This window comes from Ereboglobus sp. PH5-10 (assembly GCF_029504735.1).
GTDB lineage: Bacteria > Verrucomicrobiota > Verrucomicrobiia > Opitutales > Opitutaceae > Ereboglobus.
In genome coordinates this window covers 48650-66986 of the sequence record NZ_JAQFIP010000010.1, presented here as the reverse complement: position 1 = coordinate 66986, position 18337 = coordinate 48650, and the positions used below count along the sequence as shown (strand labels likewise).

The following is an 18337-nucleotide window of genomic DNA, read 5'->3' as shown; positions in this document are numbered from 1 at the left end:
CCAAAAAAACGCCCCCGGGGTTCCGGGGGCGTCGAAATGGCAGGCGCGTGGATTGCCTCGGAATTGCGCGGGGCTTACCAGCCGTAGCGGATTCCGAACATGGCGCGCACATCCATGTAGTTGTAGTTCGTGCCAATGTGCGCACCGGCGTCGCCCCAAATCGTCCAGCCGCGGCCCAGGTCAGCCTGGGCGCCGAACTTGAAGCCGAACATGTCGCGCGGCACGCTGTATTTCACGCGGTGGCTGTCGAAGCGAAGCTCGGCATACTGGTAGGCGTGCCACCAGCTGGCCTCGACGAAGGGCTGGAAGAAGTGCCGGCGCTGCGGATAGACGCGGAGGCCGAGGCGCGAGCGCATGTATTCCGACGAGCGCGAGCGGACGGTCATGCCGACTTCGTCGGTGTGCGTGTCCGTGCTGTGGCGGTTGTAGATGAGTTGCGCCTGGGGCTCGAAGACCATGCCGGTCTTTTTCGGATACCATGCGTATCCACCTTCGACGCTGAGGCTCATGCCGTGCGAGTCATACTTGAGGCGGCGCATGCCGTCGTCATCGACCTGGTTGTCGTAGGTCGCGAACGAGAGCCATGCGTCGGCATACCAGCCGCGCTTGCCGGCCTTGTCGGCAAACCAGCTTCCGTAAACGCCGATGTTGAATCCGTCGATGCGGGAGGAGCCCTTGATGGAGATGTCGTCAACCTTGATGTCGGTCTGGGAGTTGCCGTAGCCGCCCATGACGCCGACCCGAATGAGGTCGCCGGCGAGGATGGCACCCTCGGTGGCGAGCATGTCGTAGCCGGCATGGACAACGTAGTTTGTCGTGTTCACGCGGTGCGTCTTGGCGGCGCTGTCGCCGAGGTTCATGCGTCCGGAGATGCGCAGCCAACCGTTGTTTTTCTTGTCGTTGCCGGAGGCGGAGGCGTCGGTCGCGGAGGCGGCGGAGAGGTCGTTGCTCACGCGCTCGTGGTGCGTGTGGTTGAACATGACCGCGCCTTCATACCAGTTGGCGAGGTGCCCGCTGACAGAGGGGCGGTAGTGCGAGCGCAGATACCAGTTGCCGTCGTTCGCGGGATTGCCGCCTTTCGCGCCGTGGTAGAGGCGGTATTCGAAGGGGCCGATGAAGTGGCGGCTGTCGAGGGCGAAGGCGTCGCGGGCGGAAACGCCCATGCCGCCGAGCACCTCGACGACGGGGATGCCGTTGCCCGTGGTGAGGGCGCCGGGGCCGCCGACGGGATTGGCGGTGATGATGGTGGCGCCGCCGGCGACTTGCGTGCTGTCAACAACAAGGATGTCGGAGAGCGAGTTCGCGCCGCCTTCGTTGTAAACGAAGTCGATGGTGAGGCGTCCGTTGTCGGAGATGTAAACGCCGGAGCCGGCGTCGCCCGCGATGGCGCTTTCGGAGAGGAGGAGGATGTCCCCGGTGATTCCGTTGGCGAGGTTGAGGACGCCCTGATTGTGGAAGGAGGCGACACGGAGGACGTGCGCGTGGGCGGCCCCGCTGGCGGCGAGGGCGTGCTGGGTGTGCAGGAAGGGATGGTAGCTGCCGGTGTCATCCACGGTGACGACGTCGCTTTCATCAGCGCCGACGACGTGCATCGTGCCGGTGTTGATGATGGTGTTGATTCCGTCGCCAAGGTGGGAGACAGCAACGCCGAGTGTGTCGCGTCCGGAGGCGCCGGTGGTGTCGGCGTGGCTGCGGTGGTGCCATTCGCCGGTGTTGACGATGGTGTGGTGGCCGGTGCCGCCAGTGATGGTGCCGACGATGGTGCCGGTGTTGACCACGGTCACGTCGCTGTTGCCGAGGATTGTGATGGCGTTGTCGGAGGACGCGCCAATGTAGCCGGCGTTAGTGACGGTGTGCCCGCCCGTGACGGAGCCGGTGTCGTCGAGGATGATGCCCGCCGCGCCGGCGCCCCAGCCGCCGTGCGCCGAGATGCCGGCGAGGATGTTGACCGTCGAGCTGAACGAGGGCTCGACAACGATGGCGGAAGCGTTGAATCCGGATGCGTCGGCATTGGCCTCAAGCTGGACAACGGCGATGCGGCACGCGGCCATGAGCGCATTGGCGTAGTCGCCGGTGGTCGTGACGGCACCCTTGCTGATGATAGTCGAAACGCCATCGGCGGATTCGGCCACGATGCCGTGCGCGCCGGCACCCGTGGTGTTTATGATGGCGTTGGAGACGACGGTGACATCGCCCGTGCCGGAATGGTTCATGGCGTTGATGCCGATGGCGTCCGCGCCAGCGGTTGTGATCGTGCCGGAGAGCATTTCGGCGTAAACATTGCCGCCGTCGGTTTCAAGGTTCCAGCCGTGCGCGCCGTCGCCGGCGGTGGTGTAGCTGCCCCTAGTGATGACGGACACATTGCCCGCCTCGTAGGAGGTTGCATCAAGACCGTGAACATTGTCAGTGATGGTGTTGGCGTTGATTGTCACGTCGTCGCCGCGGATAAGGATGTCTCCGTCATCGGTGTAGGCGACAATCGCGGAGCCGTCGGCGGTGGTGATGCTGGAACCGTCGATCAGGCCGATATCGACAGAGCTGCCCGCATAGGCGTCGGCAAAAATGCCGTGGGAGTTGTCGCCATTGGTGGAAATCGCGCCTCCGTGCCTGATTGTGATGTCCCCGTCGGCCACGGAATTAGTCTCGGCGTAAATGCCGTGGGAGTTGTCGCCATTGGTGGAAATCGCGCCGTCGAGGTAGTTCGCGGTGATCGCACCGCCGTCGGTTTGGAGGTTCCAACCGTGCGCGTTGTCGCCGGCGGTGGTGTAGTCGCCTTGGGTCGCAACAAGGATGCTGCCGGTGCCAGTGGCGACCGCGCTGAGGCCGTGGATGCCATCGGTCACGGTGTTCGCAACGATGCTCGCGGCAGTGGCGGAGATGATGATGTCGCCGTTCCCGGAGACCGCGTTGACCGCCGAGCCGTCCGCCGTGCTGATCACGGTGTCATCGGAGAGATAAATCCCAGCCCCGCCGTTGCCGCTGGTCGTGGCGTTGATCGCGTGGGAAACCTCGCCGGTCGTCGTAAGCGCGCCGCCGCCATAATAGGCGACAATGTTGCCGCCGTTGGATTCAAGGTTCCAGCCGTGCGCGCCGTCGCCCGCGGTGGTGTAGTCGCCTTGCGTCGCAACGAGGATGCTGCCGGTGCCAGTGGCAACCGCGCTGAGGCCGTGGATGCCGTCGGTCACGGTGTTCGCGGTGATGCTCGTAGCGGTGCCGGAGACGATCGTGATGTCACCGTCCTCGGAGACCGCGTTGACCGCCGAGCCATCCGCCGTGCTGATCACGGTGTCGTCGGATATGGAAACGACAACCGCGCCCGTGCCGCTGGTCTCGGCGTTGATGGCGTGCGAGATTTCGCCGGTCGTGGTGATTGCGCCATTTGAGTGCAGGGCGAGGATGTTGCCGCCGTTGGACGCAAGGTTCCAGCCGTGCGCGCCGTCGCCCGCAGTGGTGTAGTCGCCTTGCGTCGCAACGAGGATGCTGCCGGTGCCAGTGGCAACCGCGCTGAGGCCGTGGATGCCGTCGGTCACGGTGTTCGCGGTGATGCTCGTGGCAGTGCCGGAGACAATCGTGATGTCGCCGTCCCCGGAGAGCGCGTTGACCGCCGAGCCGTCCGCCGTGCTGATCACGGTGTCGTCGGATATGGAAACGACAACCGAGCCCGCGCCGCTGGTCTCGGCGTTGATGGCGTGCGAAATTTCGCCGGTCGTGGTGATTGCGCCGCCGCCGTGAATCGCCTCGATAGCGCCGCCATTGGATTGGAGATTCCAGCCGTGCGCGCCGTCGCCCGCGGTGGTGTAGTCGCCTTGTGTCTTAACATACACATTGCCCGTGCCGGTGGCGACCGCGTTGAGCGCGGCGAGGCCGTCGGTGACAGTGTTCGCGGTTATGGTCGCGCCGGTGGCGGAAATGATGATGTCTCCGTCCGCGGAGAGCGCGTTGACCGCCGAGCCGTCAACCGTGCTGATCACGCTGTCGTCGGAAAGGCCGATCGTGACGCTGCCCGCGCCGGTGGTCTCGGCGTTGACGGCGTGCGAAACTTCGCCAGAGGTCTTGATCGCGCCGTTGTTGTGAATCGCGGTGATGTTGCCGCCGTCGGACTGGAGGTTCCAGCCATGCGAGCCGTCGCCCGTGGTGGTGTAGTTGCCTTGGGCAGCAACCTGAATGTCGCCCGCGCCGGTGGCGACCGCGTTGAGCGCGGCGATGCCGTCGGTCACGGTGTTCGCGTCGATGGTTGCGCCTGTGGCGGAAATGATGATGTCGCCGTCCTCGGAGAGCGCGTTGACCGCCGAGCCGTCAACCGTGCTGATAACCGTGTCGTCGGACAGGCCGATCGTGACGGTGCCCGCGCCGGTGGTCTCGGCGTTGACGGCGTGCGAAAGCTCGCCGCTCGTGGTGAGCGCGCCGTTGTTGTGAATCGCAAGGATGTTGCCGCCGTCGGTCTGGAGGTTCCAGCCGTGCGCGCCGTCTCCGTGGGTGGTGTAGTTGCCGGCGGCGAGGACCTCGATGTTACCCGCGCCGGTGGAGACCGTGTTGAGGGCGTTGAGGGCGTCGTCGCGGGTGACGGCGTTGATGGTGGCCTTTGTGCCGGTGACGAAGATGTCGCCGTCAACCGTGGTGGCGTGAACCGCCGAGCCGTTGGAGGTGGTGATTGCCGCGGTGTCGGCCAGTTCGACGATGGAGTCGCCGGAGCCCGCATTGGTGGCGGAGATGCCGTGGGAAACATTGCCGGTGGTCGTGATGGAGCCGGCAAGGCGGACGCCCACATCGCCGGTGGCGGCGGCGCCGGTGAGCGCGGCGTAAATGCCCGTGGCGTCGGGGCCGGCGGTCGTGATGGAGCCGCCCTGCATGTCAACTGTGACGGCCGCGCCAGTATCGCTGGTGGCACGGATGCCGTTGGCGCCGGTGCCAATGGTGGAAATGACTGTGGCGGGGTCGCCTGTGACGATTTGGACGCTGCCCGCGCCGGAGGAGGAGCCTTCGATGCCGTGCTCGTTGGCGGCAATGGCACTGATTTGGACGGTGGCGCCGGTGGTGTCGACGAGGATGTCGCCGTCCTGGGTGCGCGCCACGATGCCCGCGGCGTCGGTGGCCCTCAGGATGCCTTCATCAAGAACGACGTTGATCGCGCCATCCTCCGCCTCGGCGAAGATGCCCGTGGCGTGCCCGGTGCGGATTTCGGCGCCCGCGCCGGTTTGCGTGATGTTGATTTCGCCGGTGGCAGTGGTGGTGGCGTAGATGCCGGCCCCGCCGGTGCCGTGGAGGTTGGCGACCTTGCCCGTGTTGATGATGTCGATATTGCCGCCTTGGGATGTGACTTCGATGCCGCGCGCGCCGGTGTTGACGCCGAGGGAGATGTTACCCGCGTTTTCGACGCGGTTTAAGTCAGCGCCAGCGTCGTTGATTTGGATGCCGTTGCCGTTTCCTGCGAAGATGTTGCCGGTGACGGTGTTCAGGGCCGTGCCCGAGCCGTTGATGACAATGCCGCTGTGGTTGGCTTCGATGAGGTTTTCGTTCTGGACAAGGCCGGGGCCGATGTTGATGCCGTCGCCATTGGCGCCGGTGGCCTTGATGGAGCCTTCGTTGATGACGGTGCCGGAACCGGCGATGAACACGCCGTGATGATCCGCGCCGCCAGCCTGGATGCTGCCCGCGCCAGTGTTTTCGACGAGTCCGTCGCCGCCAATGGTCACGCCGTGGCCGTTGATCGCGGTGATCGCGCCGGTGTTGCCGACCGCGCCGTCGCCGCCAATGTTCACGCCGTGGCCGTTGGCGCCGGAGGCCTGGACGAGCCCCTGGTTGATGAGGGTGCCGGTTGTGTCGATGAACACGCCGTGGTGGTTCGCCCCGTCCGCCTCGATGCTGCCGGTCGCGCCGAGGTTTTGCACAAGGCCGGAATTGACACGCACGCCGTGACCCTCGGTCGCCTTGATGCGCCCGGAGTTGTCCACGCGGGCGACGCCGCCCACGAACACGCCGCTGGCGGCGTTGACGCTGCCGGTGTTCACCACGAGTCCCGCGTTGTCGATGAGCACGCCCGTGCCGTCCGCGGCATCGACGCGACCTGAGTTGGAGACCGTGCCCGAGCCGACGTGGATGCCGTTGCCGCCGCCAGATTTGATGACGGCATTGAGCTGGTTGTCCACGTAGCCCGTGCCGGTGATGCGCACGCCGTCGCCGTTGACGTTTTCGCTTTCAATGACGCCGGTGTTGGTGACGGTGCCGGAGCCGTTGATCTCGACGCCGTGCATGCCGATGCCTTGGGCGAGAATTCCGTTCTGGTTTCGCACGACCGCCAGCCCGGAGCCGGCACTGACACGCACGCCCGAGCCGTTTTCGGTGGTGATGAGGCCGGTGTTGGTGATTGTGGCCGTGCCAGTGGCGACGACGGCCTCAATGCCGTGGCTGTAAGCGTCAATGGTGCTGGAATTGGTGACGTTGACCGCGCCCGCCCCGCCGGCGTTTGTGGCGACGATGCCGCTGTGATTCTCGCTCTTGAGCACGCCGTTGTTGACAACGGTGACGGCGTCGCCGTCCGCGTTGTTCCGGGCGGAGGCAAGGATGGAGGGACCGGCATTGGTTTCGATCCGTCCGCTGTTGGTCACGGAGACCGCGCCACCGTCGGTGGTGGAGCTGTATCCGGAAATCGCAACGATGCCGTAGTGGTGGGCAAGCTGGCCCTGGTTGTAAATGTTGGCGCTGTTGTCCACGGTGACTTTGCCGGAGCCGTAGTTGAGGGCCTGGATGCCGTCGTCGCCGTTGACGCCCAGCCTGATGGTGCCCGTGCCGGTGGTGACGGAGATGTCGCCCGTGGCCGAGACACTGCCGAGGGTGGCCTGAATGCCTTGGGAGCCGCTGACATTGATGTCGAGCGTGGCGCCGGTGGTGTCGATGGTGATATCGCCCGCACCGGCGGCATTGTTTGTGGCCACGATGCCGGAATTATTGGCCGTCCTGATGACGCCGCCGCTGGCGGTAATGTTGATGTCCTCGGTTCCGGTGCCGGCGGCAACGATGCCGCGGCCATTGCCGGTGGCGATGACGTTGCCGGTGGTGGTGATGTCGATATCGCCCGCGCTGCTGGCATAAATGCCGTCGCCGTTTTGCACGGTCACGGCACCGCCTGCGGCAATAGCGATGTCGCCGGTCGATGAAGTGGCATCGATGCCGCGTCCGCTGCCCGCCGCCGTGACCGTGGCGCCCGCCGCCGTGGTGACGGCGAGGTTGCCGGAGGTCGAGGCGAGGTCGATGGCGTGGCCCGTGGAGGCCTGGTTCTGGGCGACAATGGTGCCGGCGTTGTGCTCGACCGTGATATCGCCTGAGTCCGAGTAGAGCTCGACCGCCGAGGAGAGGCCGCTAAGCCCTTGTGAAATGAGGTTGCCGGTGTTGACGAGGCGCACTGCGGCGGTGCCGCCGTTGGCGTTCTGGATGGCTGAATCAGCACCAGTAATTGTGCCGGCGTTGTTGATTGTCGTCGCGCCACTCAGGGAGCTAAAATACAATGCCGTGGTTGCATTCACGGTGACATTGGATCCCAGGGCGATCGAGCTGGCGCCCGTGGACGGGGTAATGAGGCGGACACCACTGGTGGTGCCAACAAAGGATGCGTTGTTGAGAGTAACCGTGGTGGTGCCGTCGAGGCTCTGATTGGTCAGATCCAGCGCATAATTGCTGTTGTTGCCGGAGGTGGTGACGTTGAGATTGCCGTCGGCAGCTAGGGCGCCTGTGTTGTCATGGGTAATGGAAACCACGCCACCCGTTCCCGCGACGCCGTTCAACACGGCGTTCATGTCCTTGTTGTAAGCGTAATATCGATTGTAGAAATAGTCACCCGACGCATTGGTGCCCGTGTAGATTGTGGCTGTCGGAGTTGCGTTGTATGCTGTGGAATAATTTCCTTGGGTAGTAATGTTAAGAGACTGGGTGCCTTGGTGCGTGGCGTATGGGTCCGTGTCAAAAATACTAGAGTAAATGTTGGCCCCCAACATCTCCACCGTCGATCCCAGCACAAGAGCCAGCATGAAAACGGCGGCAAACGTGCCACAAATGAACGGCGATCTTTTTATCGTAGAAAGCCGGGAAGGCTTTGAGCGGAAATTCTTGATTTCACGCTGAACCGGTGAATCCGAGGGTTTGTTATTCATATGTTTTTTACGTTTGTGCTATGCAGTTGATGAGAATAAGAAAAATGGGCATCTAAAAGCAGGGAGGTAAGCCGGAAAGCGCAAGCTGTTTTTCAATATGCACAGATGCCGCATATATCCCGTAATTAATTGCCCTGCAAAAAGTAATGAAAAACAAGACCATCCTTGTTGCAAAATATTTTCCATCGGACGGATTCTTCCAGATTCTTTGCCTGCCGTGAATGTTTTCCACCAAGGATTTAGGCAAAAAACAGAGCGGGCTCCGAGACATTGAACGCAAGCGGACACGGGGACGCGCTGGCGCGCAGCCTACTTCCGCGCGGCGGCCACGGCGGCGGCGTAAGCATCAACGCCCTTGGCGATGGCCTCGGCGATTTGCTGGCGGTAGGCGGGCGTGGCGATTTTGCGCGCCTCGGCATTGTGCGAGAGAAAACCCGCCTCGACCAAAACCGCCGGACACTTCGCAAGGCGCAGGACGGCCAGCTTGTCATGCTTGAAGCCGCGGTCGGAAACTTTCAGCGACGAGAGCAGCGCCTGCTGGATTTTAATCCCCGCCACGGAACTCCAAAAGCCGTGCGCATCGCCGGGATTCCAAAGCGCGTCGGACGGCTGCGATTTTTCGCGGCGCATCGGCACTTGGTAGCGAGGCGTGAAACGATAGACTTCCGCGCCGGAAACACTCTGCGGCCTCGACGCGACGGAATTGTAATGGATGCTGATGAACAAATCCGCGCCTGCCTTGGCCGCGATCTCGGGACGGTCGCCGAGCTCGACTTTTTTGTCGGACGTGCGCGTCATCACGACCTTGTAGCCGCGTTTTTCGAGAAGGGTTTTGAGGCGCTTGGCCGTGTCGAGCACCATGTCCTTCTCGTAGATTTTCAGGCGCTCGTTGATCTTGCCTTTGTCAATGCCCCCGTGCCCGGCGTCGATTGCGATAACTTTCAGCGGTATCACGGTGCCGCGTCCGCGCCTCGGGTCCATGATCGGCGCCAAAAGGGTGTCGGCGTCGATGCGGCTGACCCACAGGCTGCGGCGATAGATTCTGAACGCCGAGCCCGCAAAAACCCGCGTGCCGTTGAGCAGGAATTCGCGCGACTCGCCCGTAATCTCGATTCGGGTGCCTCCTTTTTTCAGGGTAAGCTGCTTGCCGTCGTTTTGCCATGTCGCGGAATAGCCCATCGTTTTTGCAAACGGCACCAAGTCGATGTGGTTCAACCCGCCCAGGCTGACGACGGTTCTGGAGGCGGACGATTTCTTTTTCGCGCCGGTGTTTGCCGGCTTGGAAGACGCCTTCGCGCCGCTTGCGCCGGAGGCCGAGGGGGCGGTTGGTTTTGAAAGCGGAATGTTTGAATGCTGGCTCGAGGCCGCGCCGGGGCGCGTGGGCGAGCTCAGCGGACGGCTGGCATCCTGCGCATCCGCGGCGATGTGCGCCGCCGCGAACAGGGCGCACGCGAGCAATCCTCGCAACATGCGTGAAACGACCGCGCCGATTGACGGGGGCGAGCCGGCGCGCGCGCGCAAAACATGAATGCGCGCGGGCGTTTTATTTATCCCCTTCACCATCGCCGGGATTGTCGGCGTCGGATGCGGAATCGTCGGGGATATCGTCCTCGCCTTCGTCGTCGGGTCGCAGGAACTTGGGCTTGCGTTTGTTTGCGGGCAGCGGCGTGAGCATCACGTTGATGTGTTTGCCAAGAAGCTTGGGGGGCGAGTCGGGATGCCCCATTTCCGTCAATTCGGCGAGCGCCTTGTTGATGACGCCGAAGCCGATCTCGGGATGCGCGAGTTCGCGCCCGCGAAACTTGAGGCGAAGCTTCACCTTGCTGCCCATGTTGAGAAATTGCTCCGTGCGCCGGAGCTTGGTCATGAAGTCGTTGTCGGCGATGCGCGCGGTGAACTCGACCTCCTTGACCTTGCCCGCGGTGGCCTTGGCGTGGGAACTTTTTTTCTGCTCCTCGTAAACATACTTGCCGAAGTCCATGATGCGGCAGACGGGCGGCTGGGCGTTGGGCGCGATCTCGACGAGATCGAGACCCACTTGGATGGCGAGTTGCAACGCCTTCTCGGTTGGCATGATGCCGAGCTGCTTGCCCTCGGGGCTGATAACGCGGGCCTGCGCGGCCCTGATGCGTTGATTACGGCGAATGCTCGCGAACGGATCGTTGTTCGAGCGTCGTTGGTATGGGCCGCGTCTTGGACCGGCGTAAGGGAACGAATTTGCCATCAATATTGCTTGGTTGTGTGGGTGTGGTCGGGTGTTGTTCTCATCAGGAACCGCGCCCGTGACAACTCTAATTTACATTTTTGGGTTTTAAGAAGCCGCGGCGTTTTCGGGGCGGCGCGGGGGGATGGTGAAATAAAAATCGCTGCCCGCCCCCGCCTTGCTCGCGCATGCGATGGTGCCGCCGTGCGCAAGCACGACTTCGCGCGCGATGCTCAGGCCGAGCCCGGCGCCCCGGCGTTTTTGGCCCGGCGCGCGGTAGAATTTTTGAAACACGCAGGGCAGGTCCGTCTCGGCGATGCCCGCGCCGGTGTCGCGCACGCCAAAGCGCACCGCGCCCGGCTCGGCGTCGGGTTCGGCGTAAAGCTCAATCCGACCGCCCTCCGGCGTGTATTTCGATGCGTTGCCCAGCAGGTTTACAAACACGTGCCGAATGCGGTCGGGGTCTAGGAACACCTTTCCGTCAACACCAGCGCCCGGCGCGACGCGCACTTCCAAGCGTTGCCCCGCATCCTCGATGAGCGGGCGCATTTCGCGCGCCATTTCCTCAAGGAGCGCCGCCGGCTCGACCTCGCAACGGCTGAGCGCCGCGGTGCCGCTTTCGATGCGCGCGAGGTCGAGAATGTCGTTCAGGATGCGCAGGAGCCGGTCGGCGTCGTCGCGCGCGGTTTCGAGCAAGTCGCGTTGCGCGGGCGTCAGCGCGCCGGTGTTTTGCTCGAGCAGCAGGTAGACGGCCATGCGCAGACTCGTGAGCGGCGTTTTCAGCTCGTGGCTCACCGTTCCCACGAGATTGTTTTTCGCGTCGTCGAGCAGGCGAAACTTGGTCACGTCCTGCAACAAAATCGCCGCACCGCCCTCCCGCCCCGTGAGCTTGTCGCTGACCGAAAGGATGCGCGGCAGGTAAAAACGCTCGTCGTGGTCGATGCTCACCGGAATCACCTGGTCGTAGCCCGTCGGCAGAAAATGCTCGCGCGTGCGCAGCACCTCCCGCACGTGCGCGTCGAGCGGCTCGGGAAATCCGTCGGCAAATTCCGGCAGCGCGGCGAGCCTCTCCGCGGCGGGGTTGCGAATGTCTGACTTGCCGTCCGGCGAAACCACAAAAAGCGGATCGGGCGTCGAGGTGAGCGTGGCCTCCATCGTGCGTTGCGCCCGCAGCACGCGCGCCGCCATCGCGTCGCGATATTCGCGCAGGCTCGCCGCCATCGCGTTGAAGGACTGCGCGAGCACGCCGAGTTCGTCGCGCGAAGTCACGGGCACGTCCTTTTCCAAGTTGCCCTCGCCAAGCGCGCGGGACGACTCCGTCAATGCGCTGATCGGCCCGATGAACATGCGCGCAAGCCTGAACGCCAGCAGCACCGACAGCGCAATGCCGATCACCATCACCACCACGAGCACGCCGATGCTCACGCGCGCAATGCCGGCCACGCGCTCCGACTCGACCTGCATGACGCGCGAGTCCGTCCGCAGCAATTCATCCAACGAATGCAGCACGCCGAAATACGCCCGCTCCACATCCTCATAACCCGCATCCTGGAAACTGCCGCCGATCACCATCAGCGAATCGCCTATGTTTTCAAACCGGCCAAACGCGCGCGAAACCTGCCTGACCGCCTTCTCGCGCTCCGTGCCCGCGGCGGAAAACGACTGCGCCATCAGCGTCTGCTTGAACAGGCCGCGCTGCTCCTCATACGCGCCGCGCACCTCCAGCACGTTGCCACGGAGCGCCGAGTGCATTGCGGTGACCATGCCGAGCGCCGCGCCGCGCATTTCATGCTCGCCCATCACCATCGAGTAACCGCGATCGATTTTTTCCGAGCTCGAACGCGCCAGATCGCGGTTGACGAGAATCCCCGCAACGCCGACCAAAATCAACAGCGCAAGCAACGGCAGCAGCCCGAGATAAAGTTTATTGCGCAACATGGTGTTTGTGGGATTCGCGCGCCATCCCTATTCAGCGCTCCCCTGCCCGCCCGCCATCTTCTGCCGTTTGCGATACAGCGTCGCCGGATCAATCCCCAGCGTGCGCGCCGCCAGTTCGAGACTTTTCGCCGACGCGACGATGCGGCGGATGTGCTCGTTTTCCAACTGCTCGATTGTCACCGGCGAGCCCACCTGCACCGCGGAGCCACCGCAACTTGAAAACTGCTCCGGCAAATCCGCCATCGCGATTTCCTCCCCCGACGAAAGAATCACGGCGCGCTCGATCACATTGCGCAGCTCGCGCAAATTGCCCGGCCACTCGTAGCGCGCGAACGCCTCGACCACCTCCGGCGAAAAGCCCTTGACGCGCTTGCCCATGCCCGCGCCGAAAAATTGCAGCGCCGCGTCCGCCAGCCGCGTCAAGTCGCCCGGGCGCCCGCGCAACGGCGGCAGCGCCACATTGATGACGTTGAGCCGGTAAAACAAATCCTCCCGGAAGCGCCCCGCCTTCACCTCGGCCTCGAGATCGCGGTTTGTCGCCGCAATCACGCGCACATTGGCGCGGCGCACCTTCGGCTCGCCGACGCGCTCGTATTCGCGCTCCTGGAGCAGGCGCAGCAACTTCGGCTGGATCTCCAGCGGCAGCTCGCCGATCTCGTCGAGAAACAATGTCCCGCCCTCCGCGGCGGCCACCTTGCCCGTCGTGTCGCCGACCGCGCCGGTGAACGCGCCCCGCACATGGCCGAACAATTCGCTCTCGAGCAACTCGCGCGAGAGGCTCGGGCAGTTCACCGTCACAAACGCGCCGTCGCGTTGCGCGCCGCGCCGGTGCGCCTCGCGCGCCAGCACGCTCTTGCCCGTGCCGCTCGGCCCGAGCAGCAAAATCGTGGCCTGGGTTTCCGCCGCCTTGAACACAATCTGCAACGCGCGCTGCATCGCGGGCTCCGTTGACTCAAAGTCGATCTCGGGAGCCCCGGCGGTGAGCTGCGACTCGAGCTGCCTCACGCGCTGCTCGAGTTTTCGCTCGCGCTCGATCTTGCCGAGCACCTGCCGGATCTGGTCCGGCGTGAACGGCTTCGGAATAAAATCAAACGCCCCCCGGCGCATCGCCTCCACCGCAGTGCTGATGTTTGCATACGCGGTGAACATCACGGCCACGATCCCCGGCTGCGCCTTCTGGATTTTTTCCAGCAAATCGAGCCCGTTCTCGCCGACCAGGTTCACATCGAGAAAACACACGTCGCACGGCTCCTCCCCGATTATTTTGAGTGCGCGCGCGCCGCCCGGGGCCAGCTCGACTTGGTGCCCCATAAGCTCCACCGCCATCCCCGTCGTTTTCCGGATGCCGGCATCATCATCGACAATCAAAATGCGCATGTTGCCGCCAATGAAACGCGCAAACGCCACCGCTCCGCAATGCGGAAAACGCAAATAAAAAACTCCCGGCGCGACGCGCGCACCACGCTCAATTTTCGTCATATTCCTGTTGTCATCCTCAAACCTTTCCAGACTCTTTTTCGCGTTAACAAAATAATGAGCGCCCAAGCCGACACCACCGCAACCCCGACGCCCGCGGAAATCACCACGCAGGCGCTCGTCAAAACCTATGGCCAGCGCAACGTCGTCAACGGAGTCGACATCAACGCGCGCGCCGGCGAAATCGTCGGGCTCCTCGGGCCCAACGGCGCGGGCAAAACCACCACCTTCTACATGATCGTCGGCCTTGTGCCCGCGACATCGGGCCGCGTTTACCTGAACGGCGTCGACGCCACCCCGCTCCGCATGCACGAGCGCGCACGCCTCGGCCTCGGCTACCTGCCACAGGAGGCGTCCACCTTCCGCAAACTCACCGTCGAGGAAAACATCCTCGCCATCGTCGAGCTGCTGCCCATTCCCCGCAAGGAGCGTCCCGCCCGCGTGCAACGCCATCTCGAGGAGCTGCACCTCACCCACGTCGCCAAGCAAAAAGCCTACACCCTCTCCGGTGGCGAACGCCGCCGCCTCGAAATCGCGCGCGCGCTCGTCACCGAGCCAAAGTTTCTCCTCATGGACGAACCCTTCGCCGCCATCGACCCCATCTCCGTCGCCGAAGTGCAGCGCATCGTCCTCGAACTAAAATCGCGCGGCATCGGCGTCATCATCACCGACCACAACGTCCGCGAAACCCTCCGCGTCGTCGACCGCGCCTACCTCATTCACCAGGGCAAAGTCCTCACCAGCGGCACCAGCGAGCATCTCATCAACGACCCTCAGGCGCGCGAGTTTTACCTCGGCAAGGATTTTAACATGTAAAGTCGGCGCGCTCCCTCCTTGGAATTTAAAACTTATTAATGAGTGCAAAATAACACCGACATGAAAACACGAGTTTGTCGTTTGCCCATCCCCAACGGGGATGCATCCATTAGCCCGGGGTTGGCGCGAGCTGCGAGCGCCTACCCCGGGTGCCATGAAAAAGAACCCACAACCCTGGAGGGGTTGCACCCTCGGAAAACACCCGCCGAACACACAGGCCGCAACCCCGTTGGGGTTGTTTGTTGTGTTCGTTATTCCCAGGGTAGCTCGCGAAGCTCGCAACCCTGGGCTAAGGGACGGAAGCCCGTTGGGCTTCAAGCCATGTCCCTTCTATTTTGCACTCCCTAATAACATCCCCTTCCCCATGAGCAAAGCCAACACGATCAACGGCATCACAGTCGCGCACTTTTTCCAAACCTACGGCGCGAAACTCAAAATGGAACTCGTCACAGGCGCGGGCGGCCTGCACCGGGTCATTCGCGAGGGCAGCATCAACCGCCCCTCACTCGCCCTCACCGGCTTCTTCCGCTACTTCGCCAACAAGCGCATCCAGGTTCTCGGCGCCGCCGAAATGACCTTCATCAAGACGCTCAACCCCGAGCGCCAGGTCGAGATTTTCCGGGGCATGTTCAAGCACCAGATTCCCTGCCTCATCCTCACGCGCAGTTTTCACCCCACCCCCGAGCTGCTCGCCGTCGCCAAGGAGTGCAACCTGCCCCTCTTCCGCACGCCGCTCATCACGATGAAGTTCATCAACCAGGCGACGCATTTCATCGACAACGAATTTCACAGCCCCATCACCGAGCACGCCACCACGGTCGATGTTCGCGGCATCGGCGTCATGATTCGCGGCGGCTCCGGCGTCGGCAAAAGCGAATGCGCCCTCGCCCTCATCGAGCGCGGCCACTCACTCGTCGCCGACGACTACACCGTGCTCCGCCTCCTCGACGAGCGCGAGCTCACCGCATCCAGCCGCGAGCTCAACTTCGGCTACCTCGAATGCCGCGGCATCGGAATCATCAACATCGTCGAAATGTTCGGCGTGCGCGCCGTGCGCCCCGAAAAACGCATCGACCTCGTCGTCTCCATGTATGAATGGACTCCCGACGCCATCGAGGAGCGCACCGGCCTTGCCGACAACTATTACGAAATCCTCGGCCAAAAAATCCCGCACATCACCCTCTACGTCCGCCCCGGGCGCGACATGGCCCGCCTCATCGAGGTCGCCGCCCTCACCCAGGCGCTCAAGCGCGTCGGCATCCACTCCGCCGAGGAGTTTAACAACCGCCTCGTCGCCCACATGGCCGATCCCAAGAAAAAACTCGACTCACCCTTCCAGATAAAAGTCCGCCCCTCCGACCCCACCGAGTTCCCATCCCGCATCAACGCCGAGCGTTAGTCGGCGTCCAGAAATTTCGCGATATCCGGAATCTCCTTCACCCGGCGTCCGCCCGCGCGCCGCGCGAGGTATTCGTCAAGCTGCTCGGTGACCTCGATCTCCTCGTCGCTTTGCCGTTTGCGCGGCTTGTCATCGTCGTCAATGCCCTCCTCGATGTCGCCTCCGCCGGCGAGTTCATAATCCGCCTCCTCGAAATAATGCGACATGCGCCGAGCCTCGGGCTCCAGCACCAGCGACGGATTCCGCACGCGCCCGTCTTTCACAAACTCAAACAGGCACGGATAAAATTTATTTTTATACCGCGCCTGAAAATCGGACACCCACTTGTTGGTCACCCCGTCGCGCCTCGCCAGCAGCACGATGTCCGAAAAATGGATGCACGCGTCATACCACGTCATCAGCGATCGGTTTTGCTCGGCCAGTTGGCAGTTCACCACGCACACAACGCGCGCCAGCTCGCCGCCCGCCTCGGTCAGCCACGGTTTCAACGCCTCAATCTGGTCGATCGGATTGCGCCTTCCGTCAGTCACGAAAAACACATGCGTCCGCCCCGCGATATCGACGCCCTCCGCCTCGATGCGTCCGTCCATGCCCTCCGGTCCGCCGCCCTGCGCGCGCCATTGCCAGCGCGCGATCTCGCCCAGCGAGGCGTCCGCTGCGTCCGCCGCCTCGTTTTCGGCAAGCATGACAAGCGGGCGATCCCCGGCATCAAGCCCCTCGGCAAGAATATCCGCCAGCATCCCGCGCCGCCCCGACCCCGTGGCGCCAATGACCAGATAAACAAAAGGTTTCGATATGTCGTTCATGTTTTGCCGAAAGGTTGGACGGCATCCGGCAAATGTCCCGCAAAAAACTATGCGCAGTCATTTCACCCGTCGCGGCGATTTTCTTTGATTTGCGGAACAAGGGCGGCGAACTTTGCGCAATGTCCACAAACGAACAGCCCACGACTCCCTGGTCGCTCGCAGTGATGCTGATCACGCGCTGGCTCGAAAAATCCGAGCGCGCCGACGCGCTGCTCGACTCGCTGCCCCGCGAGGTGGCCGGCGTGGAACGCGCGCGCTGCCAACACTTGCTGTTCGGCGCGTTGCGGCACAAGGGGCGCGTCGACTCGCACCTGCAGCGGCTGGTCGCGCGCGCGCCGCGTCCGCGATTGAGCGCCGTCCTGCTGGTGGCGGGCTTTGAGTTGATCGAGGGCGGCGACGAGGGGCACGCGGCGCGCGTCGTGCACCATGCGGTGGAACAAACCAAGACGCTCGCAAGCCAGCCCGAGGCGCGGATGGTGAACGCCGTGGTGCGCAAACTCGCCGCGGCGCTTGCGGAGGAAAAACCTCCCGCAAAACTGGCGGGCGCGGAACAACTCGCCGCGTGGTTCTCGCACCCCGCCTGGCTCGTGCAACGCTGGCTCGCGCAATTCGGCGCGGCGGGCGCGCGCGCATTGCTTGAGTGGAACCAGAAACCCGCGCCGGTGCATGCGCGCTGGCGGGCCTCGCGCGCGCCGTCCGAGGCGGAGCTGGCATGGCTGGCGCCGTCGAGATGGGAGCAATTTTATGAGGTGAGGGCGGGCAACTGGCCCTCCGTGGAGGCGGCGATCACAGCGGGCGATTTGTATTTGCAGGATCCCTCGACTCGCCTCGCGGTCGGGCTGCTCGCGCCGCAGGCGGGCGAGAGCATTCTCGACGCGTGCGCCGCCCCGGGCGGGAAATGCCTCGCCATTGCCGACGCGATACGCGCGAACGCGGACGCCGAAAAATTGGAAAAAACGCTGCTTGTCGCGATGGATTTGCCGGGCGCGCGCGTTGACCGATTGAAGGAAAACCTGTCGCGCGCGCCGGAGGGAATGAACGTGGCGCTGGTGCAGGGCGACTTGCTCGCGGCGCGCCCGCCGCTCTTCGACGAGCACAACCTGCCCGCGGAATACAACGCGGTGCTGCTCGACGCGCCCTGCTCAAACACAGGCGTGATGCGCCACCGCGTGGACGTGAAGTGGCGCCTGCAGCCGAACGATTTCACGAAGCACGCGCGCCAGCAACTGGCCTTGCTCGAAGCCGCGGCGCGGCGCGTTCGCCACGGCGGACGGCTGATTTACAGCACGTGCAGCATTGATGCCGAGGAAAACGAGCACGTCGTCACCGCGTTTCTCGAACGCCCGCACGGCCCCGGCGGACATGGACGGTTTGCCTTGGAAAAATCAGTGCAATCGTTCCCGTGGATGGACGGCCACGATGGCGCGTGCGCGTTTCTGTTGCGACGGCGATAAAAATCGCCCCGAACAACGCCTCCACTTTTCGGTTTTGACCGCAAAATTCTTCCGTTGCAACGGACGCCGCGGCCCTGCACATTTTTTCTTTTTTAATTTTC

Annotated in this window: 9 protein-coding genes; 3 read left to right on the top strand and 6 right to left on the bottom strand. The window is 63.4% G+C overall.

Annotated features, from left to right (window positions below):
- Positions 1 to 74: 74 nt before the first annotated feature.
- The 5 genes from M2447_RS09325 to M2447_RS09305 form a co-directional block, all read right to left on the bottom strand.
- On the bottom strand, positions 75 to 8021 hold the full coding sequence (locus tag M2447_RS09325) for an autotransporter outer membrane beta-barrel domain-containing protein (protein WP_277558389.1): 7947 nt from the start codon (positions 8019 to 8021) through the stop codon (positions 75 to 77).
- A gap of 432 nt (positions 8022 to 8453) precedes the next feature.
- Entirely contained in the window at positions 8454 to 9614 is a 1161-nt protein-coding gene (locus M2447_RS09320) for an N-acetylmuramoyl-L-alanine amidase (protein WP_277558388.1), read from the bottom strand.
- A 73-nt stretch (positions 9615 to 9687) separates the two neighbouring features.
- Positions 9688 to 10368: a translation initiation factor IF-3 gene (gene infC / locus M2447_RS09315; RefSeq protein WP_277510038.1), complete on the bottom strand. Its 681-nt coding sequence runs from the start codon at positions 10366 to 10368 to the stop codon at positions 9688 to 9690.
- 87 nt (positions 10369 to 10455) lie between these two features.
- Positions 10456 to 12285: an ATP-binding protein gene (locus M2447_RS09310; RefSeq protein WP_277558387.1), complete on the bottom strand. Its 1830-nt coding sequence runs from the start codon at positions 12283 to 12285 to the stop codon at positions 10456 to 10458.
- A 27-nt stretch (positions 12286 to 12312) separates the two neighbouring features.
- Positions 12313 to 13662, bottom strand: a complete 1350-nt coding sequence (locus tag M2447_RS09305; RefSeq protein ID WP_277558386.1) for a sigma-54 dependent transcriptional regulator — start codon at positions 13660 to 13662, stop codon at positions 12313 to 12315.
- Between the two features lie 156 nt (positions 13663 to 13818).
- On the opposite strand from M2447_RS09305, the gene lptB reads away from it, so the two are divergent.
- Positions 13819 to 14577 carry an LPS export ABC transporter ATP-binding protein gene (lptB, locus tag M2447_RS09300; protein ID WP_108826579.1) on the top strand — a complete coding sequence of 253 codons (759 nt, stop codon included), beginning with the start codon at positions 13819 to 13821 and terminating at the stop codon, positions 14575 to 14577.
- A gap of 364 nt (positions 14578 to 14941) precedes the next feature.
- Complete coding sequence (hprK, locus tag M2447_RS09295; protein ID WP_277558385.1) at positions 14942 to 15976, top strand: HPr(Ser) kinase/phosphatase; 1035 nt, start codon at positions 14942 to 14944, stop codon at positions 15974 to 15976.
- Here hprK and M2447_RS09290 read toward each other — a convergent pair.
- Positions 15973 to 16782 (bottom strand): hypothetical protein, encoded by an 810-nt coding sequence (locus M2447_RS09290; RefSeq protein WP_277510043.1) that lies wholly within the window; start codon positions 16780 to 16782, stop codon positions 15973 to 15975. The genes hprK and M2447_RS09290 overlap by 4 nt on opposite strands.
- A gap of 119 nt (positions 16783 to 16901) precedes the next feature.
- Between M2447_RS09290 and M2447_RS09285 the strand changes: the two genes are divergently transcribed.
- On the top strand, positions 16902 to 18236 hold the full coding sequence (locus M2447_RS09285; protein ID WP_277510045.1) for an RsmB/NOP family class I SAM-dependent RNA methyltransferase: 1335 nt from the start codon (positions 16902 to 16904) through the stop codon (positions 18234 to 18236).
- Positions 18237 to 18337 lie beyond the last annotated feature (101 nt).